Below are 22,924 nucleotides of genomic sequence, written 5' to 3' on the forward strand. Positions count from 1 at the left end.
CAGGCTGTTGTTTATTTTAAAAATTGAAAAAGCAGTGTGACTACAACTAATACAAGGAGTATCGCATCGATACCAACCATAATAGCAAAACGAGGATTCTTTTCGCCGTTTGCTTTAGAATTTTTAACTGCTTTAAAGTTAGGAATTAAGCTAACAACCAATAAAATAATGATAATAACACCTAGAATTATACTCATCTGTGATCACCACCGTTTTTATTTTTCTCTATAAATTCCCACATATATCCTGCAATCACACCGATAATTAAACCAACAATAATACCTATTTTGATAGTGGCTACTATCGAGCAGATTATAATTGCAACTAATAGAGCAATAGGGATAGTGATACCGAATTTATATTTGCGTTCTGGAGAATTGACTATAGAAAATAAAACATAATATAAAATGCCTAAGACGATCATAGCAAGTAAAGATTTTAAAATTAATTGGCCCACTGCATTATGGTGTGAGCTACTAAAATAATTTAATAAGAAAAATAACACGCCAAATACAATTGAAATGGTAATCGTTCGTTTGATTAAGTGTTTATTCATAGCGAACTCCTTTGTGATCAAATCTAAACAAAATTATAACATATTAAGAATGTAATATAGAGTTTTAGAAATCACGATTTGTGGTTCGCATCATATTGATGATGGTCATTTAAATAGGCATAGAACAAGCCAATGATAAGCCCGCCGCCAATATAGTTACCTATTGCAGCGCCAATTAAATTTATTGCAGCAGGTATAAATGATAGAACATGACTTTGATAGACAATGCCGCCAGCAAATAATACGGAATTATATACGACATGCTCATAACCCATAAAAGCAAATATTGAAACTCCAAACATCATGACAAACATTTTAGCTAAAATATCTTCTATTTGCATAGCGATGACTAGAGATATATTTATAAAAAAATTAGCAAAGATGCCTTTTGTAATGATTGCGATAAAACTTGCTGTTAATGTTTTATGTGTGATAGTTGATTCTAATTGATTAAACATTTCCGGAGACATCACATCTGAACATCTTAATAATAAGAAAAATATAAGACCGCCAAGTGCATTACCTATAAAACATAAAATAAAAATATTTAATACACGTAAAGGCTTAATTACACGATAATACAGACCAACTGTAAAATACATAAAATTACTAGTTAATAGTTCAGAGTTAGTAAATAAGATTAAAACTAAAGCAAAGCTAAACGCTATAGAAGCAATAATATTAACAACACTCGGAGGTATATCATGATGGAGTGATGCTTTTAGCAACAATACAAATATCGTTATTGTACCCAATATAAAGCCAGCCATAATAGCGCGTAATAGATAGCGCTTGAAATAAAAACTTTGAAGTATATCTTTCGTTCTAATTGTTTCAACTACATGGGTAACCCAGACTTTACCATAAAATATTTTATCCCATTTAACATTTTTTTCGTTCAATTTATTTCTCCTCACTTTCTACAGATTAAGTATACAATGGAAAGTATTTATTGTGAATATTTTCACAATAAATACACATTATATTGGTATAAAGGCATTGAGTAGCAAAACTATATGTTGAAAGCAGCGAGATAATAATAGAAAATTCTAATATACTTTGCTTTTTATTGTAAAATCGCCTACAATGGATAACGGTAAATGTAAGGGCTTACATTTTTAAAGATAATTGTTTTAATTTTTAGAATTTATAGTATAATAGCGACATGATAAGTGATTTTTTATACTTATATTTGAAAGAGATGGGGTTTGAATAATGAAAGAGAATAATGAACTGCAAAGGGGATTAGGTGCACGTCAAATGCGTATGATTGCACTTGGCGGAACAATTGGGGTAGGACTATTTATGGGTGCAACAAGCACTATAAAGTGGACGGGTCCTTCTGTTATATTTGCATATTTGATTGCAGGTATATTTTTATTTTTAGTTATGAGAGCAATGGGAGAAATGGTGTACTTAGATCCAACATCAGGCTCTTTTGCTAACTTTGCGAGTGATTACATACATCCTGTGGCAGGCTATCTAACTGCATGGAGCAATATATTCCAGTGGATTGTCGTAGGGATGAGTGAAGTTATTGCGGTCGGTGAATATATGAACTATTGGTTCCCGGATTTACCACAATGGATACCTGGGGTCATCGTAGTTGCTTTATTAGCAAGTGCTAATCTCGTATCAGTAAAAGCGTTTGGTGAATTTGAATTCTGGTTTGCAATGATAAAAGTAGTGACGATTGTATTAATGATTGTTGCTGGCTTTGGACTTATATTCTTTGGTTTAGGTAACGGTGGAGAAGCTATTGGTATTTCAAACTTATGGTCACATGGTGGCTTTATGCCTAACGGCTGGCTTGGATTCTTCTTTGCCCTTTCAATCGTTATTGGATCTTATCAAGGTGTTGAATTGATTGGTATTACAGCCGGTGAAACAAAAGACCCACAAAAAAATATTAAAAGCGCAGTTAATGGCGTAATTTGGCGTATATTAATCTTCTATCTAGGTGCAATCTTTGTTATCGTAACAGTTTATCCTTGGGATGAATTAGGCAACATAGGTAGCCCATTTGTTGCTACATTCTCTAAAGTTGGTATCACGTTTGCAGCTGGTTTAATTAACTTTGTTGTATTGACTGCTGCTATGTCCGGATGTAATTCAGGTATATTCAGTGCTAGTCGTATGACACTTACATTAGCTAAAAATGGGCAAATGCCTAAATTCTTTACAAAAGTAATGAAAAATGGTGTTCCAGTATGGACTGTGAGTGCAATTTCACTTGGCATTTTAGTGGGTGCTTTATTAAATGTCATTTTACCTTTATTTATTAAAGGGGCAGATAGTATCTTTGTTTATGTATATAGTGCTTCTATTTTACCGGGTATGGTGCCTTGGTTTATGATTTTAATTAGTCACTTGAGATTTAGAAAGCAATACCCTGAAAAGGTTGAAGGTCATCCATTTAAGATGCCTGGCGGCGCATTTACTAATTATATAACAATGGCATTCTTTATTATGGTATTAATCGGAATGTTGTTTAATAAAGAAACAGTAGTATCTATTGTTATAGGTATTATCTTCCTGGCATTTATGACTGTGTTCTATTTCATTAAGGGTTATCACAAATTAAGTAAAGATGAACAAATTTAAATTTAAGCATATTTGAGCAGTTTGATATTATAGAACATTAATCATTTTAAATATAAAACATAAATCCATAGTTGCATGTCGATAGTAAAACAATCGATGTGTAACTATTTTTTTTGAGAAGTGGGTGACATTTAGTTTAAGTATCTTCTTTTAGAGTATAATATTTTGAAATTATAGTTAGCATTTTCACATTTAAACAATATTTAGTTTACATAAACTTAACAAAATGAAAATGATCACTCAAAAAACTTCCAGTAGACTAAATGTAAAGGTAAGATAATACATATTAAAGGAGTTATTAATTTATGAAATTTCATAATAAGTTAGCAACTGTTTCTATAGCTAGTGCAATTTTTGTTGGTAGTGCATGGGGAAATACACCAACTACATATGCTTCAAGTGGAGGACAAGCGCCGACAAATAAAGAGGATGTATCATATATGGGAAATACTAAAAATCCCAAAAATGTTATTTTCTTAGTTGGAGACGGTATGGGACCTTCATACAATTCTGCTTATCGTTATTTTGCTGATAAACCAGAAACAAAAGAAATGGAAAAAACAGCATTTGATAAGCATTTAACAGGTACGCAGCGTACAAATCCTAATGATCCTAAAGAGAATGTAACTGATTCAGCAGCCGGGGCAACTGCCTTTAGTTCTGGACATAAAACATATAATGGTGCTATTGGTGTAGATGAAAACAAACAAAGTGTTAAAACTGTTTTAGAACAAGCAAAAGAGAATGGTAAATCTACAGGATTAGTTTCAACTGCTGAACTTACTGATGCGACGCCAGCTGCTTATGCTTCACACGTAGATAGTCGAGATAAAAAGGAAACAATTGCAAAGCAATTTTATAATGACAAAATCAACGGCGAACACAAAGTAGATGTTTTACTTGGTGGAGGTGCTGAATATTTTGGTGAAAAGAATGGAAATATTGCTGATAAATTCAAGGCAGATGGTTATGATGTAGTAGACAATAAAACAGATTTACAAAATTCAACAAATAAAAAAGTGTTAGGTTTATTCGCAGATAACGATATGCCTTTACAAGTAGATGCACCTGATAAAAATCCAAAACTTGTAGACATGACTGATAGTGCAGTTAAACGCTTGCAACAAAATGATAAAGGTTTCTTTTTAATGGTAGAAGGCGCGTCCATTGATAAATCGGGCCATCCAAATGATGTTACTGGAGTTATGTCAGAAATGGCAGGTTTTGAGAAATCATTTGATTACGCTATGGATTACGCAAAACAAAATCCAGATACTTTAGTTGTCGCTACTGCCGATCATTCAACAGGTGGTATGACAATTGCTAAAGGCAAAGACTACTTATGGAATCCTAAAGCTATACGAGAAATGAAACATTCAGGTTCATATATGACAAAAGCCATTGCAGATGGTAAAGATTCTGAAAAAGTTATAAAAGAAGGTTATGGTTTTGAAGTATCAGCTAATCAAATCAAAAAAATAGACAATGAAGCTAAAAAGCTGAAAAAATTAGATGAAGCAGACAAGAAGTATGAAGATCAATTCCAAAAATTACAAGATGCAGTTCAAAAACCAATTAATGATGCATCACATACAGGTTGGACTACAAATGGTCATACGGGTGAAGATGTAAACACATATGCGTATGGACCAGGCAGTGATAAGTTTGAAGGTAACATTGATAATACAGACAGTGCTAAAAATATATTTGATTTTTTCAAAAATGATGTGCAACAGTAATTAGACTATATATTGAATATTAATAGATAGAGACAAGCAGTGCAAACCCTTGCTGCTTGTCTCTTTTTACTGTAAATATGAATATCTATCTTCTCAGAACGTGTAAGACAGATGATTATTTAAATATATTTTGGTATCAATGTTTGGATGGGATAGTGGTTAAGTACCTATGATACTCATCTAGAGCTATTTTAGATTGTGTAATCAAATTGAGTGAACTTTGATAATTTAATGCAATATAACGATAGTAAAGTATATCTACTGTGAATAATTGCGCGAAAAGAGAAGTTGTCGCAGCCATGCGCAATTCATTCTCATCAGTTTCTCCATAGATTAAAGTGTAATCAGCAATTTTAGCGATAGGATTAATATTATTACTAGAGATAGTAATAATATTTACATGACGATTAGATGCGATTTTAGCCATCGATAGCATTTCACTATGAATACCTTTATTAGTTACAAAGATGATACAATCATGTTCATCATGTGAAGCTAATGTTGACATTAATAAGTGCGTCTCTTGCAGTAAACGCACATTGATACCGATGCGTGAAAATTTTTGGAAAAGATCAGTAACAATGATCATTGATGCACCATAACCAAATAGAAATACTGTACGTGCATGTTTAATTGTTTTACAAATAGCATCTACATCATGATCATTGATTTGTACGGATGCGCAATTCATGGTGTCTGTCACACGCGCTAACATATTTGATTTAAGTGTAGTTACACTTTCATTATCAGCTAGTTCAAAGTGAGTAAGTTGCTTGGTATCTTCAGGTAAGTAACGGGATATCGAAATTTTTAGTTCTTGAAATCCCTTTTCGGTAATTTTTTTACTAAACCTAACGATAGAGGCTGTACTTGTATCGATTGTTTCAGATAAGTCTTGAACTGACATATTTATGATTTCGTGAGGTGAAGACAAAATAAAATCTGCAATTTTTCTCTCGCTTTTAGTTAATTGATCATATTGTTTATTAATTTTATAAAGTATATTGGTCATTATTAGCCACCTAAACTATCTGTTTCTCTCATGGACTTAGTAGTACCAAAGAAATATGTGAAAATGAAGCCGCCTGCATATGCTGAGAGTAGCCCTGCAATATAGCCTATATACATATGGTCTGAAATAAGTGGGAGTAAAGAAATACCACTAGGGCCTATAGCAGTTGACCCAATATGGCCAATACCGCCAATAACAGCGCCACCAATGCCGCCACCAATACAAGCTGTAAAGAATGGTTTTCCAAGTGGTAATGTGACACCATATATTAATGGTTCACCTATACCTAAGAAACCAACAGGTAACGCACCTTTTAAAGTGTTTCTCAATGTAGTATTTCTTTTGCATCTTACCCATAATGCCAACGCAGCGCCTACTTGTCCAGCACCTGCCATTGCTGCAATAGGTAATAAATAGGTTGCACCTGTTTGATTAATCATTTCAATATGAATAGGTGTAAAAATATGGTGCAGCCCTAACATGACTAATGGTAAGAAAAACGCACCAATAATAAAACCACTGAAAATGCCGCCAATACTAATAATAGCGTTAATTACTGATACGAGACCATCAGATACAAAGCCAGCTAACGGCATAAAGATAAATATTGTTAATAAGCCAATAATAAATAAAGTGATAGTTGGAGTAACGATAATATCTATGGCATTTGGAACGATTTTGTGCAATCTTTTCTCTACAATGCTTAAAAGCCATACTGCGAAGATAACGCCTATAATACCACCTTGGCCTGGTTGAAGTGGCTCACCTGTAAATATGTTAGTAATCATATTTTTATCTGTTAAGCCAGTTAATAGTGTTGTACCTCCAATGACACCACCTAGTCCTGGTGTTGCTCCAAATTCTTTAGCTGCGTTGATACCAGTGAATATCGCTAAATAAGCTAACATTCCATCTTTAATAACATTAAATACTGTTACAAGTTGTGTGACCCAATCTCCAGAAATCTGACCAGCAGCTAATAAGTTACTTAAGACAGCTGCGATACCACCGATTAATCCAGCTCCAATGAAAGCTGGAATCAAGGGGATGAAGATATTAGCTATTGTCTTTAATAATTTATTAAACTTGCCTCTTTTTTGATTACTTTGAAATGCAGTCTTATTTTCTTGTGCTTTAGCTTGTGCTTCAGCTTTATAATTTTTAGTGTCGTGGGGGATAGTTTCACCTAATTTTACACCACTTAGTTCTGATATATGGTCGGCTACTTTATTTACTATACCAGGTCCAACTACTACTTGTATGCGATCATCCTTGACTACGCCCATGACACCGTCAATGGCTTTTAGTGTGTCATAGTCAATTTTAGTTTCATCTATGACTTTAATTCTTACACGGGTCATACAATTAATAACATTATCTATATTATTCATGCCCCCGACAGCATCTATAATACGTTCTGCTAATATTTGTTCTTTGGTCATAATCTGTTTACCTCCTTATATGGCAAAGCTTCATCAGTTTAATGTCTAAATCGAAAGCGTTATTGAGTACTACTCTTTAATAGCTTGCTTAATAATATAGTCATTTTGACGTAACTTCGTTTCTGCTTCTATTTTTGAAATATCACATAAATACATAACGACAGCGGTTTTGATATTTTTGTCTGCATCAGTATAGAGTTCTTGAGCTGCTTCATAAGACATATCGCAAATGTCTTGAACGATTCTTATAGATCGATCAATTAACTTGTCATTCGACGCTTTTACATCAACCATGAGATTGCCATATACTTTACCAGCGCCTACCATAGTAATTGTTGAAATCATATTGAGAATAAGTTTTTGTGCTGTACCAGATTTAAGTCTAGTCGAACCAGTTAAGACTTCAGGACCAACATTGACCTCTATGGGAATTTGTGCAATCTTACCTATTTCACTGTCTACATTGCAGGAAATAGCAACGGTATGTGCGCCTAGCTCATTTGCATATGTTAATCCTGCTTTAACGTAAGGTGTACTGCCGCTTGCTGCTAACCCTATGACGACATCTTTATCTGTGAGATTGATATGTGATAAGTCTGTTTCTGCAAGTGTTTGACTATCTTCAGCACCTTCAACTGCAACGGTCATAGCACGTTGTCCACCTGCGATTAAACCGATAAAATCATTCGGTGTCGTATTGAAAGTTGGCACACACTCTGCAGCATCAAGTACCCCTAATCTACCGCTTGTACCTGCGCCCATATAGATGACACGGCCACCATTTTTAAACTGATGTGTGGTGATTTCGATTACTCTAGTTAACTCAGGGAGGACTTGTTTTATTTGTTGTGGAACTTTTTGATCTTCATTATTCATAGTTTCTAATGCTTGATAAATCGTCATTTCATCTAGTTGCATCGTATTTTCATTTCTAGATTCTGTAATTAAATTATTCATTATCTCAACTCCGTAGATTGATTTATAAAATTAAACTTGTCGTTTGGACGCATACAATGTAATAATGACTGATCTTCTGCCAAGACTTTTCCTACTATATTGATATGTTCATGTGATGGTAAATGTTGTTTGATAAGTTGTAATTCGCCTTGGTAGCGCCCGTTACGTATATTGTCTATAGTAATGGCGCCGTAGTAGCGCTCATTTGTTAAGAAGGGTTGGATTTCTGTTGTACAGTAGTGTCGAGCCTCTTGTGATCTGATGACTTTACCTGGATTATCTGGACGTACAGTATGTGATTTTTCTAAAATATATTGTGCTTGTTGATCTAAAACTTCAATCGTTAGTGTGAAATGTCTGTGACGTAAGAAATTCATAAGTCGTTTGGCATATTCTAGATGGAGCTGTGTATCTCCTATCATAATATGTGCAACGAGATGATCTCTTAATATCTGAGCACTCTCAATGGGGTGTTTGTATCTAGTATCTTCAATCGTTGGTAAACCTTTATATATTGGACCACGAAGTGTTGAACCAGCGATAAACCCATAAATATTTGCATGTGCATTATATTTAAGAATCATTTCATTTTGTGCTTTTACAAATTGTGATTCTAAGCCAGTGTCTGGACGCGGATAATAATTATGGCAATAGCATAGATGAGAGAAATCTTCTAATTGATAGGAAAGCTGTTGTAGTAAAAGTTCTGAGATAATACTAGCATTGAGACAACAATGAAAACCGTGGTTGATGATTTCGGTGACAATATCAATAGAGGTGCTATGATCAATACGGATAATAAAATGAGCTTGCTCATACTGTTGTAAAAATTGGTAAAAAGAATGGTTGAGTAATGAAGGGTTAATATCAATCATATACGTAACTTGTTTTGTTGATAAATAATCTAGCAGTTCAATTAAATAGCGATATTTCTTGTCATCATCTTCTTCTGGAATTTGTACTGATGTAAAAATAGTTGTATAACCTAAATCAATCATGCTGTCTATATACGACTTGTCTATAGGATGGCTTAGATAAACAGAAAATCCATGCATTTAAAACACTCCTCACATATAAGTAATCGCTTTCATTATACGATAAATGAAATAGTATTACAATTTTTGGTTATAATATCTTTTAATTTGAAATTTTGTTACAAAAATAATGATAGCAATTGATGAATTTGATATAAGCGCTGTTGAACACAGTTGATATACTTGATTGTATGACCCATAGTAAGTTCATCGATAGGTTGGTTCTGTTGATCAGTGAGGAATTTGAAATAATTATAATGGATCAAAGAATGATGGAGAAGTGAATCTTGTTTCATAGAGAGATATTCTTTATCAATAAAATCATGTATATCTTGTTTATATTGTTCTTTCTTTTTATTATTCGTAACTATGCTATATTTATAGATTTCTATAAGATTGAGTAATTTAGAAATACGTTGTTCTAATTGGTGAAATGCTTGATTATACATATAGATTTCCTTTCTTCATGGTTTACTAGGGCTTTAATTTATTATGATGTAATAAAAGTGGTATACTGTGGCTAATTATTTTTTGACATACTAAAAATAATTAATGGCATAATAGGCATTTTAGCTAAAATGAAAAGTGAAGGATTATAAAGTTGAAAGAGGTAGACATCAAATGAAACAAGAAAAGTTTCAATTTAAAGATATTGTATGGAAAGATTTTTCTCTTATTGTGATACTTATAGTGAGTATGTTTATATTTTCTAATGCTAGTATCGTCTATAGTACTTTTTATTTAGAAGAACGAAGTGAAAGTAGTGACATGTTATTAAGTTCACTTGCTCAATTATTAGCATACGTTGTTACTATATTTTGTTTTTATTTTCTACATTGGCATGATTTTGAGACGCGATTTAAAGCGAATGTCTATTATTTAAAGCGTCATGTCTTCTTTTATTAATGATATTTATTACTATGTTTGTCTGCTCATATGGATATAATGTAGGTGTTCAATATTTACCTGGAGATTTAGGATTTGATGAAACTCAAAATGAAAGAGAATTAAACATTTTATTTCAAAATCCAGAATTTTTACCATTTACTTTCTTACTTGTCGTGGTTGCAGCAGCATTTGTAGAAGAAATGGTCTTTAGACACTTACTTATCGGTGAGTTAGGGAAGAAATTTAATTTTAAAGTGATGGGAGTCATTTCAGCGGTATTATTCTCACTGATGCATGTGACTGGTGCTGAGTCACCTTTAGAATTTGGAAGTTACTTTATTTTAGCGATAGGCTTAGTGTATGCATATTTGAAATCAGGAAGGAAATTGATTTCAAGTTTAAGTTTACATATGTTAAATAATTTGATCTCTTTTATATTAACAATTTACACACTAAATTAAGCATATAATATAAAAACCCAACTGATTGGTTATGGCTCAGTTGGGTTTAAAAATTGTTGGTAATTATTTATAGTAATATCTTGTGTTTTAATCGTTTTCTCAAAAGAATAAGAAATATCTTGTATATCTACGATTGGAATTTCATTGGTTTTACCAAGACCAATTTCAAAAACGACTGCTTTCCACAAGCCACCTTCACATAATAAGCCAATGAATATAACATTTTCTGTAATGACACGACTATGATTATCATACTCCATTGCCATAACGTTTCTTTCGGTACAATAAATAAGAACATTAGAGAAAATTGCCGGTAAGTTAGTATATTGTTGATCGTCAAATTTAATATAGCGATCTAACTTTTTGAGTGTACGTCGCATTTTAGTATAGGGTAAGTTTAAACACTTTTTAATAATTGCATTGATTTCCTCTTTATAAGGAAGCGTTGAGATAGATTGACTTTCATTAAGGACTAAGAATAAAGCGGATAGTTGGTTCTCAGTTAATTCAATTTCATAACTATTTGGTGTTTCCTGTAGTTGATAGCCCCCAAGTTTCCCATGCTTTGCTAGAATTTTTACACCTTGGTCTTCTAAATCTTGAATATCTCTTAATATTGTTCTTTTCGATACATTTAACGTTGTTGCTAATTCTGATGCTGTAATTTGTCTATTCTCTTGAATAGCTTGAACAAGTTTGTTTTGTCGCTCGCGTTTATTCACTAAGAAAGTCACCTCCCAAATGATTACATATTACATTTATTATATCATAAAAGTGACAATGACGACATTTATAAAACTTTTTTTAAAAACTTTTGAGAAAACGCTTACATTATTTAGAGAGTTGTGATAATATGTAGTTAGTAACAAGGGGGTATCGAATAGATGACAAAGGGGTAGGCTATTACATATAGTTTTGGTTACACCTATTCGTACGAGTTACTAAAGCAAACATCTTCAATATTTATTACTTACTTTCCTTTCTATTTAACCGGCTAGAGTATCTAGTCGGTTTTATTTTTATGTCATAAAGGTGAGACGTTGAATAAAAAGGAAAAATTTTCTTGAATCTAATTATGTTTATCATATATTTCACTAATAATATTATGATAAGATATAACAAATTATACATAGTAAGCTATTGATAGTAATGCTTACATTCAATTATTCAAAAGAGGTGTAGAAATGGAGAAAGAACAATTAACTTTTATCGATGATGCTGTCAGAGAGTGGCTCGCTACACTAGATGATATTATTCCACAACTCATACAAGATATGGTTACAAGCACAAAACAAAATAGGTTTGATTTAGTGACTAACGTGGATAAATCAATTCAAGACAAATTCGAATTATTTTTAAATAAGCATTTTCCAGAGCATCAGTTGTTAGCAGAAGAAAAATCGAACGATGAAGTACATGCCAAACAAGGTCATGTGTGGGTTATGGATCCAATTGATGGAACGACAAATTTAGTTAAACAACAAGAAGATTATTGTATTATATTAGGATATTTTGTTGATGGAGAACCGGTATTGTCATACATATATGATTATCCTCATGGTAAGCTTTATAAAGCTGTAAAAGGATTTGGTGCATATGTAAATGGAGAGCCATTAACACAACCAGAAAATATTGAATTAAAAGATGCGGTCATTTCATTTAATTCTTTAGTAATGAATGATGAAACGATGCATGACTTGCATGATGCATCATTTAGCTATCGTTTCATTGGCTCATGTGGCCTAGACTCAATTCGAGTAATTAATGGACAATTTGGTGCACATATAAATACAAATCCAAAACCTTGGGATATAGCAGCACAATTCTTATTTGCGCGTGAATTAGGACTGAAGATGACTTCTTTAAATAACCAACCAGTAGATTTTTCCAAAGGTGGCAATTTTATAATTAGTAATCGTGGATGTCATGAACAAATTTTACAAATATTAAATTCTGGACAAGGTTACGAAAAATAAAATGGCATAACGAAGTTATTCAAGTTGAGGCGGACTATAGGTCTCAAGCACTATGTCAAATCAAGCTAATTACTATATAATGAATGTATTAAATGAAAATTGAATACAGAATGGGGAATGATAAGAGTGAGTCGCTCTAATTATTACAAACAAAAGAAAATGGGATTATCCAAAAAAATCGTATTATGGTTTTTTGGCATATTAGTTTTATTAGCGCTAATAGCAGTCATATATTTAGGATTTAAAATATTTTCTGTTGGTGGTTCGATACACAATCCTTTAGATAGAAATAAATCCTCACTACGAGATAAAGATGTAAATTTAAATCATGGTGATCCGTTTACCATTGCATTATTTGGTGTAGATTCTGATGCCAAAAGAGCTGCTGATGGTGGTGGTCAACGTAGTGATACAATCATGGTGTTATCTATTAATCCTCAGAAAAAAACAACTGAAATTGTAAGTATTCCGAGAGACACGCAAGCAGAAATTGTTGGTCAAGGGACAACAGAAAAAATTAACCATGCTTATGCCTATGGCGGGCCAGACATGGCAGTGAAATCGGTAGAGAAATTATTAAATGTGCCAATCGATCATTATGCCACAATTGATATGGATGGCATGCAAGATATGATTGATACAGTGGGTGGTATTGACGTAACAAGTAATGCTACATTCTCATATGATGGCCAACAATTTAATGAAGGCGAAAAAACACATATGGATGGCCAACAAGCGATGGCTTTTATAAGAAGTCGTAAAGAGGAAGGCGCAGGCGGAGATTTTGGACGTCAAGAACGCCAACAGATTGTTATAGAAGGACTAGCAAACAAACTTACAAGTGTAAGCTCTATTCCACATTTTAATGCAATAATGAATCACATTAAAGATAATGTGAAGACAGATTTATCGATTGGTGAATTAAACAAAATTAGAAGTAAATATAATGATGCTAATGATAATGTGAATAGACATCAATTACAGGGCCAAGGTGGCATTCAAGACGATGGCTTGTACTATTTTGTACCGAGTGATAGTTCGCTAAGTGAAATAGAGTCCAGTATTAAAGATAATTTAGGGATTTAATAATTATAAATTCTATGAGTTTTAAGCAATTGCTTAAAACTCATATTTTTTTAGGCAAAATAAAATTCTAAAGTAAATGTTGCTTTTCTATTATATGGACCTAACTTTGTTATTGATGAAAATTAAAATAGAAAGGGAAAGCCTTAACATTCTGAAGAAATACGTATACAATATAACTAACATTAAATTAAAAAGTGTGGGGCTTTTTAGATTAAATGTTAGTTGTGAATTTGTAATGCACTTACGGGTATAGTACATGAAACTAATAGGGGTGAAGATTATGCAAGAACATTTAATTGTCTCGTTGGATGGTAAAGATTATCTTGTTGAACCGGGGACAAATTTACTTGAGTTTATTAAATCTCAAGATACTTTTGTTCCGTCAATTTGTTACAATGAATCGCTAGGACCGATTCAAACGTGTGATACGTGTACTGTTGAGATAGATGGTCAAATGGCACGTGCCTGTAGCACAACAATTGATAAGCCTATGGTCGTTCATACACAAAATAATAACGTACAGACAAGTCAAAAAGAAGCTTTAGATAGAATATTAGAAAAGCATATGCTTTATTGTACAGTTTGTGATTATAACAATGGTGACTGCGAGATCCATAATACAATGGATCAGTGGGGGCTAGAACATCAAACATATGAATATAAAGAAAAACCCTACGAAAAAGATTACGGCCCATTTTATCGTTATGACCCAAATCAATGTATTTTATGCGGGCGTTGTGTAGAAGTATGTCAAGACGTTCAAGTCAATGAAACACTTACAATTGATTGGGAACGCCAGCAACCACGTGTAATTTGGGACAATGATACTACTATTAATGATTCTTCATGTGTTGGGTGTGGACAATGCGCAACAGTTTGTCCATGTAATGCCATGATGGAAGTCAATATGGAAGGTAATGCTGGTTATATGACAGATTTAGAACCAGGTTCATTAGCAGCCATGATTGATTTAACTAAAAAAGCTGAACCTGGATACGGACCATTATTTGCAGTTTCAGACTCAGAAGCAGCTATGCGAGAAGAACGTATCGAAAAAACAAAGACAGTATGTACCTATTGCGGTGTCGGATGTTCGTTCGATGTGTGGACAAAAGATAGAGAAGTAATAAAAGTACAACCACAACATGAATCTCCAGCAAATAAAATTTCATCTTGCGTTAAAGGAAAATTTGGTTGGGATTATGTCGATTCTGAAGAACGATTAACTAAACCGTTAGTACGTAAAAACGGGCAGTTTGAAGAAGTAGAATGGGAAGAAGCGTTGAAAGTCGTATCTGAAAACTTTTTGAAAGTAAAAGCTACGCACGGACCAGACGGTTTAGCATTCATTTCTTCTTCTAAAGCAACGAATGAAGAATCATATTTAATGCAAAAGTTAGCACGCCAAGTAATTGGTACAAATAACGTTGATAATTGTTCGCGTTACTGCCAAGCACCTGCAACTAAAGGTTTATTTAGAACAGTAGGACACGGTGGAGATTCGGGTTCTATCGATGATCTTGAAATCGCAGATATGGTTGTACTCATAGGTACGAACACAGCTGAAGCACACCCGGTTATTGCCTCACGTATTAAACGTGGTCATAAACTATATAATAATACTTTAAATGTTTTTGATATACGTAAGCATGAAATGGCAGAACGTGCCGACAATTTTTATCAGCCTAAACCAGGTACTGATTTAGTGTGGTTGTCAGCTGTTACAAAATACATTATTGATCATGGGCTTCACGATGAATCATTTGTTACCACATGGGTAAATCATTTTGAAGAATACTATAAATCTTTAGCACCATTCACAATGGAATTTGCAGAAGAAACGACTGGTATTTCTCAAGAAGCGTTAATTGATTTCGCAAAACAAGTTGTTAACGCTGAATCAGTATCTATTTGTTGGGCTATGGGAGTCACACAACAGGATATCGGTAGTGATACATCAACTGCAATTTCAAATCTATTATTAGCTACTGGAAACTATAGAAAACCAGGCACAGGCGCATATCCTTTACGAGGACATAATAATGTTCAAGGCTGTAGTGATATGGGAAGTATGCCTGATCAATTTCCTGGCTATCAAAAAGTAGTGGATGATGAAATTAGAGCGAAATTTGAACGTGAATACGGTGAAGCGTTACCTGATAAAGTCGGTCGAGATAATCACCAAATGATGGAAGGTATTCATGAAGGTGAAATAGATGCACTTTATCTATATGGTGAAGATACAGGGATAGTAGATTCTAATATTAATTTTGTACAAGCTGCGCTTGAAAAAGTAGGTTTCTTAGTTGTACAAGATGAGTTCTTCACATTTACTGCATCGTATGCAGATGTAGTATTACCAGCAAGTCCTTCATTAGAAAAAACAGGAACATTTACAAATACTGAACGTCGTATCCAACGCTTATATCAAGCATTGGAACCCAAAGGAGATTCTAAGCCAGATTGGCAAATCATACAATCAGTTGCACAGTCTTTAGGCTATGATTGGAATTATCAACACCCGAGTGAAATCATGGATGAAATCGCTAGAGTAACGCCATTATATTCAGGTGTGAATTATGATCGACTAGAAGGATATAGTAGTTTACAATGGCCTGTAGCTGAAGATGGCACAGACGAACCAACACTTTATCTAGAAGGATTTAACTTTGAGGATGGCAAAGCCCAATTCTATCCATTAACATTTGATAATTTCTTTAAAGTAAATGAAGAATATGATTTACATGTGAACAATGGACGATTATTAGAGCATTTTCATGAGGGCAATATGACTTATAAAGTACCTGGCCTTGAATATAAAATGCCGAACACGTTTGTCGAAGTTTCACCGGAATTAGCAAAAGAGCGCGGTATTCACGAAGGTGCAGAAATTAAATTGATTTCTGATACGGGGGAAGCTGAGTTAATCGCTCATGTTACCGATAGAGTGAAAGGTAAAGAAATCTATATACCACTGAATAACAATGCAATGGTTAATGGTGATCATGGTGCGATTAACTTATTGACAAATAGTGATGTAGATAAAGATACAGATACGCCATCGTATAAACGTACAAGTTGTCGTATGGAAGTGAAGACACGTAGAGGTAAGTCACCGTTAAACCCAACAAACTTCCGTGTGAATAAACAACGTCAACCGCAATATAGTGTACGAGTTGAAGATAAGTGGAAACGTGAAGACTATACTTTCCCAGGAAATCAGGTGGATAGATAATGGCTGAAAGAATATCTAAAATTAAACGTATGGAAAAGTCAGAAGCGCAGATCAAACAAGAAAGTTTAGAAGAAGTGACAGATGCAATTGTTGAGAATAAGGATAGTATTTTGAAAGCAATCAACATTATTAGTACTTTAGACGATGCGAAAATACTAGATGCTTTATCTGGTGCAGTTAAAAGTAGAGGGGTTATTGCTAACAAATTTGCAGTTGAATTAAATAAGGACACTTATTCTGGTTTGATTTCTAATATGGCCTCACTTGTATTTTTACTAGGTGATTTAAACGTAAATGATTTATCTGAGATGCTAAACAAAGTAAATAAAGGTTTGCATGTGGCTAATCAAGCTAATCCAAATCAAAAAACATCAATAACAGGATTGATGGGCATATTAAAAGATGACGAAATGAATCGTAGCTTAACGTATATGCTTAATATGTTAAGAGGAATGTCAAGATAATATCGATATAATCACATAATTATAAAGTTAGCACTCGATTTAAGCTACGGCACAAATCGAGTGTTATCTTTTGTTGTCTCTAAAATGACATATTTGCAACAGTAATAAATATGATACAATTTCTATTATTAGAATTTAAATATTACATATGTTTTATGATGAGGAGTGGAAGCTTATCAATCCGAAAATGATAAAAGTAATGGCTATATTTTCAAATATTTTATTAGTCATTGGGATAATTTTTTTAATTACTTTAAATATGGTTATGGCGATTACAATGTTTGTGTTGTCACTAGTGATTAGTTTAACGATATTTAATACTTTATTTAGAGATCGAAAAGGCATGAGGATAACAATTAATATTTCTTTTATAATTGTCTTAATTGCTATTATTTTTGCTTATGTTACATTGACTAAATAAATGTAAGTTAGGGAGTTTTTCTCAAAATGAATGAAAATATAAAGCAGAGGTTACCGTTAATATTATTGATAATCATAGGCGCTATTTTCGCAATTCTGCTTATCATTAATGAAACACATTTATTTGATAACCAAAAGTCATATACATTTGACGAAGCGGTTGATAGACAACTTGGTGAAGGCACTTTGAATATGAAAGAAAAAAACGGACAATTTATAAATGCTTCGAAGGCAGATGTAAAAAAAGCTATGGACGTAAACAGTGATAAAGCAAATTTGAATCATATGGATATTTCTGAGGCAGTACCGATGTCAGAAGATGAATTAAATCACATTTTAAAAGATAAAGGCATATTAAAAAATCAAGGTGCGGCATTTTTAAAAGCACAAGATAAATATGAAGTGAATGTATTATATTTAGTGAGTCATGCACTTGTAGAAACTGGTCACGGTAAATCAGAGCTTGCAAATGGTATCGAAGATGATGGGAAAAAATATTATAATTTTTATGGTATTGGTGCGTTTGATGTAAATGCTGTTCACACGGGCAGTAGTTTTGCTAAAGAACAATCATGGACATCTCCAGAAAAAGCAATTATGGGCGGAGCAAAGTTTGTACGTAAAAATTATCTTAATAAGGAGCAATTAACGTTGTACCAAATGCGTTGGAATCCTGAAAATCCTGGTAATCATCAATATGCTAGTGACGTAGAGTGGGATGAAAACATAGCTAGTTTTATGAAGCATTATTATAAACAATTAGGTATTAGAAAAGATCATATTCATGATGACTATTATTTATAACGATTGAGTTATACTAGTATTATGGCAAAGATAACATAAGGTTTTAATGTTATCTTTTTTATCTGTATAAGGCATAACGTCCATATGTGAAGATAAGGAATTTAAAATTAGCGTTAATATTTATGAGTAACATGGAAAAGACTAGGGAAATGTGGAGTGAATGAAAAATGAAAATAGCAATAGTAGGCGCAGGCATCGGTGGTTTAACGGCAGCAGCTTTATTAAATGAACAAGGTCATGAGGTTAAAATTTTTGAAAAAAACAGTCAAGTCTCTGAAGTAGGTGCAGGTATCGGGATTGGTGGTAATGTCATTGAAAAATTAGGGAAACATGATTTAGCAAAAGGCATTAAAAATGTTGGCCAAGTGATTGACACGATGGAAGTGTTAGACGACAAAAATAATATGTTATCTAGAATGAAATTGAAAAAAAACACAGTTAATTTAACAATGACACGTCAGTCATTGATAGATATTATTAAGTCATATGTACCTAATCAAATTATATTTACCAATCATTACGTTACAGATATCGATAATGGCGCATTAAAAGTGACATTACATTTTGAAACGCAGGAACAGGAGTCATTTGATCTATGTATTGGCGCAGATGGTGTTCATGCAAAAACACGTGAGGTTACAGTACCCAATAGTAAACCTATATATCAAGGCTATACAGTATTTAGAGGCTTAGTGGAAGATGTAGATATTAAACATACAAACATAGCCAAAGAATATTGGTCTAAAAAAGGCAGAGTAGGTATTGTATCACTACTCAATAATCAAGCTTATTGGTTTATTTCTATCAATGCAAAAGAAAAAGATACAAAGATGCAATCATATGGTAAACCGCACTTGCAGGCTAGATTTAATCATTTTCCTAATGAAGTGAGAAAAATACTGGATAAACAAAGTGAAACAGATATATTATTACACGATATTTATGATCTTAATCCTTTGAAGACATTTATTTATCAACGCATTGTTTTATTAGGTGATGCAGCGCATGCAACGACACCAAATATGGGACAAGGCGCGGGACAGGCGATGGAAGATGCGATTGTTTTAGCAAATTGTATTGCCAATTATGACTTTGACGAAGCACTTCAACGTTATGATAAACTAAGAGTAAAACATACTAAAAAAGTAACGCTACGTTCTAGAAAAATAGGAAAAATTGCGCAACGACGCAATGGTTTTGTGGTTGCAGTTAGAAATGCTATTGCGAAAATGATACCCAACAAATTAATAAGTAATCAGACGAAATTTTTATATAAATCTAAACAAAAATAATGAATAAATATAAAGCAAAACCTAGCCACACATCATATTCAATATATGTGCAGCTAGGTTTTTTATTGTATGCGGATATAATTAAAATAAGTACTCAATAATCATTTGGCGAGTTAATTCACTAAGAATTTTGGCTGTTTATGATTCAATTTACTTATGGTATCATGAGCCACGATTTTAGACATCATATCGCGAGATTCATATGTGGCATTACCAATGTGTGGTGTAAGTACCACATTATCTAAAGATTTTAATGCATCAGTAATTTCAGGTTCGTATTCAAAAACATCTAAAGCTGCACCTTCAATTTCTTTATCCTTCAACGCTTGTACTAAGGCTTGTTCATGCACAATAGGCCCTCGTGAGGCATTGATAAGATAACTTGTTGCTTTCATCAATTTGAATTTCTCAGTGTCAATTTGGTGATGTAAATCAGGTGTATAAGCAGCGTTAATTGTTACAAAATCAGAATGTTTCAATAACGTATCTAAGTCTACGTACTTTTCACCAATTTCACGTTCTTTATCTTTCTTTTGATGTGGACCTGTATATAATACAGTCATATCAAATGCTTTGGCTCTTTTAGCGACCGCGCCACCAATTTCACCTAAACCGATAATACCAATGGTTTTCCCTGATACTTCTCTTCCTCGAAAGAACAGTGGGGCCCAGCCATCAAAGCCAGTAGTACGACACAATGTATCACCTTCTGGGATACGTCTTGCAACGGCAAGTACAAGGCCAAACGTTAACTCTGCGGTAGAGTTAGTAGAAGCTTTAGGTGTATTTGTAACGTCGATTTGTTTTTGGCGTGCATAAGTAATGTCTATATTATTAAAACCAGCACCATAATTAGCAATAATTTTTAAATGTTTACCTGCGTCAATGATTGCTTGATCGACATTTGTAGACAGTAGACTGATTAACGCATCTGCATCTTTCACACCTTTCTTTAGACTATCTTGATCTATAATACCTTGACCTTCATAAACATCTACATCAAAACCTTGTTCTTTTAACAAATTAAGTCCTACTTCAGGTATTGGACCAGCGATAAAAACTTTTACCATATGTAATCACTTCCTTTACTTAAAGTATAGTAAATAATAAAGTGCGAAACAAATTTTTGAATAGTAATTGACCATAAAATTTAAGCGCTTACAAAAACAGAAGGAAATTCAGTGAAAGATTATTTCATTACTATAAAGTAAAAGAGATGAATAGTATTTGAAATTGATTGTTCATAATCATCTTCATTGGTTTAAAAGACATTAATAGTATGATGATATATCTATACATAAAGATGGCACTGCGCCTAATTAAATTATTTGCAGTACCATCTTTAGAGTCTGTATATTGGATTTGGTGATTTTGAATTAGCAGTGCTATAAGTTGGTCATGTGAGATGGTATTGTAGATGATTGTTAGTTAACTTACTAGTCTTAATCCTACAATTGATAAGATGATTAGCGTAATAAAGAAGATACGTTTAGCATTTTTAGATTCTTTATAAACAATCATGCCAGCGAGTGTGCCACCACCTGTACCAATACCGCTCCATATCGCATAGGCTGTGCCCATAGGTATATCGTTCATTGCTACTTTAAGCGTACTAAAGCTACAAATAAATGCAACAGCTAATAGCGCAACTAGCCATTTCTTTTTAGTGCGCGAAATCTCATTTAAGATGACTACGCCTAGTACTTCTAGTAGTCCTGCAATGAGTAATATAAACCAAGTCATTATGCTTCAGCCTCCTCAGTAGTAAGTTTTAATCCAATAATACCGATAATTAATAATGCGATTAGTGCTATTTTAATAAAACTAAAAGGATCTCCAAAAATAATCATATCTACGAGTACTGTACCAACCGCACCAATACCAACAAATACGGCATATACTGTACCAACAGGTAAGGATTTACATGCTGATATGACTAGGAAGAAACTGATAATAATAATAATTAAGACGCCAATCCAACTTAGAAAAGAATCGGCAACGTTTAAACCGGTTACCCATAATATTTCGATGAGTCCAGCTAATATAACTTTCAACCATTGCATGGTTTGTGCCTCCTTTTTTACGAAACGTATCTATTTTCTCAAATATCCTAAGCAACTGCAATAGTGTCTTTTAAGACATAAAAAAACCAGTAAAGTATATGACTTTACTGGTTATAAAGGGGTATTTTCATTGATTAGTCAACGTGGATATAGTTATATGATCCAGCTTCACCAGCAGGAATAGTACGTTCACTTACAGAGTATGGTCCACCATTATAGTTCATTTCAGAAACATGTACTGAACCATCACTATTGACATCTTCAACATATGCCACGTGGCCATAAGGTCCTGAAGTTGATTGTAAAATTGATCCTTCTTCTGGAGAGTTGTTAACTGTATAACCCGCAGATGATGCAGCTGATGCCCAGTTATTTGCATTTCCCCAAGTAGAACCGATGCTGCCATTTACTTTATCAAATACGTACCAAGTACATTGACCTGAAGTATATAAGTTAGCACTTGAACCTGAAGTTGATTGTGTAGTAGATTCGTTAGTTGTTTGTGTTTGTTCTGCTGCATTTGCATCATGTCCATGATCTAATCCTACCATTGCTGCGCCAATACCTGCTGTTAAAGTTGTTGCTGTTAATAATTTTTTCATAATTAATAAATCCTCCCAAATTTTTAAAGCTTATATAATAATTCAATCGTTTATTTGTTAATTGAATGTTTGATTTCTTCTTTGCTTTTCACGACAAACAATACTTTAACAGATGAATCAAGGTTTGTGTGGTTTGTTACGTTTTTGTAAACCAATTAAAAAGACCTCACATATCATTGTAATAAACGATATGTGAGGTTACAGGATGAAGTCAGGACCTCAAGAGCTATTCAACAGTTTTTACGGAAAATTATCAGTAAAAATCACTTTTTAATATTACACTACTTGT

At 33.3% G+C, this 22,924-nt stretch carries 22 protein-coding genes and 1 pseudogene; 10 read left to right on the plus strand and 13 right to left on the minus strand.

From position 1 onward, the window contains the following. Positions 1-11: 11 nt before the first annotated feature. The 3 genes from QMO72_RS03135 to QMO72_RS03145 all read right to left on the minus strand — a co-directional run bounded on the left by QMO72_RS03135 (position 12) and on the right by QMO72_RS03145 (position 1,458). Positions 12-197 carry a hypothetical protein gene (locus QMO72_RS03135; RefSeq protein WP_103267443.1) on the minus strand — a complete coding sequence of 62 codons (186 nt, stop codon included), beginning with the start codon at positions 195-197 and terminating at the stop codon, positions 12-14. Next, the gene (locus tag QMO72_RS03140; protein WP_103267444.1) at positions 194-556 is read right to left on the minus strand and encodes a hypothetical protein; all 363 of its coding nucleotides are present in this window, start codon (positions 554-556) and stop codon (positions 194-196) included. Before QMO72_RS03140 ends, QMO72_RS03135 begins: the two co-directional genes overlap by 4 nt. Positions 557-627: 71 nt before the next feature. Continuing rightward, positions 628-1,458 (minus strand): formate/nitrite transporter family protein, encoded by an 831-nt coding sequence (locus QMO72_RS03145; protein ID WP_103267445.1) that lies wholly within the window; start codon positions 1,456-1,458, stop codon positions 628-630. A 313-nt stretch (positions 1,459-1,771) separates the two neighbouring features. On the opposite strand from QMO72_RS03145, the gene QMO72_RS03150 reads away from it, so the two are divergent. Together QMO72_RS03150 and QMO72_RS03155 are read left to right on the plus strand one after the other, a co-directional pair. Further along, positions 1,772-3,160: an amino acid permease gene (locus tag QMO72_RS03150; RefSeq protein ID WP_103267446.1), complete on the plus strand. Its 1,389-nt coding sequence runs from the start codon at positions 1,772-1,774 to the stop codon at positions 3,158-3,160. A 305-nt stretch (positions 3,161-3,465) separates the two neighbouring features. After that, on the plus strand, positions 3,466-4,899 hold the full coding sequence (locus QMO72_RS03155; protein WP_103267447.1) for an alkaline phosphatase: 1,434 nt from the start codon (positions 3,466-3,468) through the stop codon (positions 4,897-4,899). A gap of 136 nt (positions 4,900-5,035) precedes the next feature. Here QMO72_RS03155 and QMO72_RS03160 read toward each other — a convergent pair whose 3' ends face one another. From QMO72_RS03160 to QMO72_RS03180, 5 genes are all read right to left on the minus strand, one after another. Continuing rightward, positions 5,036-5,911, minus strand: coding sequence for a MurR/RpiR family transcriptional regulator (locus QMO72_RS03160; RefSeq protein ID WP_103267448.1), 876 nt, complete (start codon positions 5,909-5,911; stop codon positions 5,036-5,038). A gap of 2 nt (positions 5,912-5,913) precedes the next feature. Beyond that, entirely contained in the window at positions 5,914-7,353 is a 1,440-nt protein-coding gene (locus QMO72_RS03165; protein WP_103267449.1) for a PTS transporter subunit EIIC, read from the minus strand. 69 nt (positions 7,354-7,422) lie between these two features. Beyond that, entirely contained in the window at positions 7,423-8,310 is an 888-nt protein-coding gene (gene murQ, locus QMO72_RS03170; protein ID WP_103267450.1) for an N-acetylmuramic acid 6-phosphate etherase, read from the minus strand. Further along, positions 8,310-9,365: a MupG family TIM beta-alpha barrel fold protein gene (locus QMO72_RS03175; RefSeq protein ID WP_103267451.1), complete on the minus strand. Its 1,056-nt coding sequence runs from the start codon at positions 9,363-9,365 to the stop codon at positions 8,310-8,312. The genes murQ and QMO72_RS03175 overlap by 1 nt, the downstream gene beginning before the upstream one ends. 98 nt (positions 9,366-9,463) lie before the next feature. Further along, positions 9,464-9,793, minus strand: a complete 330-nt coding sequence (locus QMO72_RS03180; RefSeq protein ID WP_103267452.1) for a hypothetical protein — start codon at positions 9,791-9,793, stop codon at positions 9,464-9,466. Between the two features lie 172 nt (positions 9,794-9,965). Between QMO72_RS03180 and QMO72_RS14150 the strand changes: the two are divergent. Continuing rightward, positions 9,966-10,693, plus strand: a pseudogene (locus QMO72_RS14150) (CPBP family intramembrane glutamic endopeptidase). Positions 10,694-10,722: 29 nt separating this feature from the next. Here the strand turns inward: QMO72_RS14150 and QMO72_RS03195 are convergent. After that, complete coding sequence (locus QMO72_RS03195) at positions 10,723-11,415, minus strand: helix-turn-helix transcriptional regulator (RefSeq protein ID WP_069822845.1); 693 nt, start codon at positions 11,413-11,415, stop codon at positions 10,723-10,725. 462 nt (positions 11,416-11,877) lie between these two features. Between QMO72_RS03195 and QMO72_RS03200 the strand changes: the two genes are divergently transcribed. The 7 genes from QMO72_RS03200 to QMO72_RS03230 all read left to right on the plus strand — a co-directional run bounded on the left by QMO72_RS03200 (position 11,878) and on the right by QMO72_RS03230 (position 19,970). Further along, entirely contained in the window at positions 11,878-12,669 is a 792-nt protein-coding gene (locus tag QMO72_RS03200; RefSeq protein ID WP_103267453.1) for an inositol monophosphatase family protein, read from the plus strand. Between the two features lie 126 nt (positions 12,670-12,795). Beyond that, positions 12,796-13,755 (plus strand): LCP family glycopolymer transferase, encoded by a 960-nt coding sequence (locus QMO72_RS03205; RefSeq protein WP_103267454.1) that lies wholly within the window; start codon positions 12,796-12,798, stop codon positions 13,753-13,755. A gap of 280 nt (positions 13,756-14,035) precedes the next feature. Beyond that, positions 14,036-16,990: a formate dehydrogenase subunit alpha gene (gene fdhF / locus QMO72_RS03210; RefSeq protein WP_103267455.1), complete on the plus strand. Its 2,955-nt coding sequence runs from the start codon at positions 14,036-14,038 to the stop codon at positions 16,988-16,990. Next, complete coding sequence (locus QMO72_RS03215; RefSeq protein ID WP_046835720.1) at positions 16,990-17,454, plus strand: helical membrane plugin domain-containing protein; 465 nt, start codon at positions 16,990-16,992, stop codon at positions 17,452-17,454. Before fdhF ends, QMO72_RS03215 begins: the two co-directional genes overlap by 1 nt. 148 nt (positions 17,455-17,602) lie before the next feature. Further along, on the plus strand, positions 17,603-17,875 hold the full coding sequence (locus tag QMO72_RS03220; protein ID WP_046835719.1) for a hypothetical protein: 273 nt from the start codon (positions 17,603-17,605) through the stop codon (positions 17,873-17,875). A gap of 26 nt (positions 17,876-17,901) precedes the next feature. Next, a complete protein-coding gene (locus QMO72_RS03225; protein ID WP_103267456.1) occupies positions 17,902-18,678 on the plus strand; it encodes an N-acetylglucosaminidase in 777 nt (258 codons plus the stop codon). Between the two features lie 167 nt (positions 18,679-18,845). Beyond that, complete coding sequence (locus QMO72_RS03230) at positions 18,846-19,970, plus strand: FAD-dependent monooxygenase (protein WP_103267457.1); 1,125 nt, start codon at positions 18,846-18,848, stop codon at positions 19,968-19,970. Positions 19,971-20,083: 113 nt separating this feature from the next. Here QMO72_RS03230 and QMO72_RS03235 read toward each other — a convergent pair whose 3' ends face one another. The 4 genes from QMO72_RS03235 to QMO72_RS03250 all read right to left on the minus strand — a co-directional run bounded on the left by QMO72_RS03235 (position 20,084) and on the right by QMO72_RS03250 (position 22,635). Continuing rightward, a complete protein-coding gene (locus tag QMO72_RS03235; RefSeq protein ID WP_103267458.1) occupies positions 20,084-21,040 on the minus strand; it encodes a 2-hydroxyacid dehydrogenase family protein in 957 nt (318 codons plus the stop codon). Between the two features lie 358 nt (positions 21,041-21,398). Next, entirely contained in the window at positions 21,399-21,713 is a 315-nt protein-coding gene (locus QMO72_RS03240; protein ID WP_103267459.1) for a DMT family transporter, read from the minus strand. Continuing rightward, positions 21,713-22,033: a DMT family transporter gene (locus QMO72_RS03245; RefSeq protein WP_069822837.1), complete on the minus strand. Its 321-nt coding sequence runs from the start codon at positions 22,031-22,033 to the stop codon at positions 21,713-21,715. Before QMO72_RS03245 ends, QMO72_RS03240 begins: the two co-directional genes overlap by 1 nt. Positions 22,034-22,167: 134 nt before the next feature. Next, positions 22,168-22,635, minus strand: a complete 468-nt coding sequence (locus QMO72_RS03250) for a CHAP domain-containing protein (protein ID WP_069822836.1) — start codon at positions 22,633-22,635, stop codon at positions 22,168-22,170. Positions 22,636-22,924: the final 289 nt, after the last annotated feature.

Source organism: Staphylococcus casei (assembly GCF_030294405.1).
In the GTDB taxonomy this organism is placed as follows: Bacteria; Bacillota; Bacilli; order Staphylococcales; family Staphylococcaceae; genus Staphylococcus; species Staphylococcus succinus.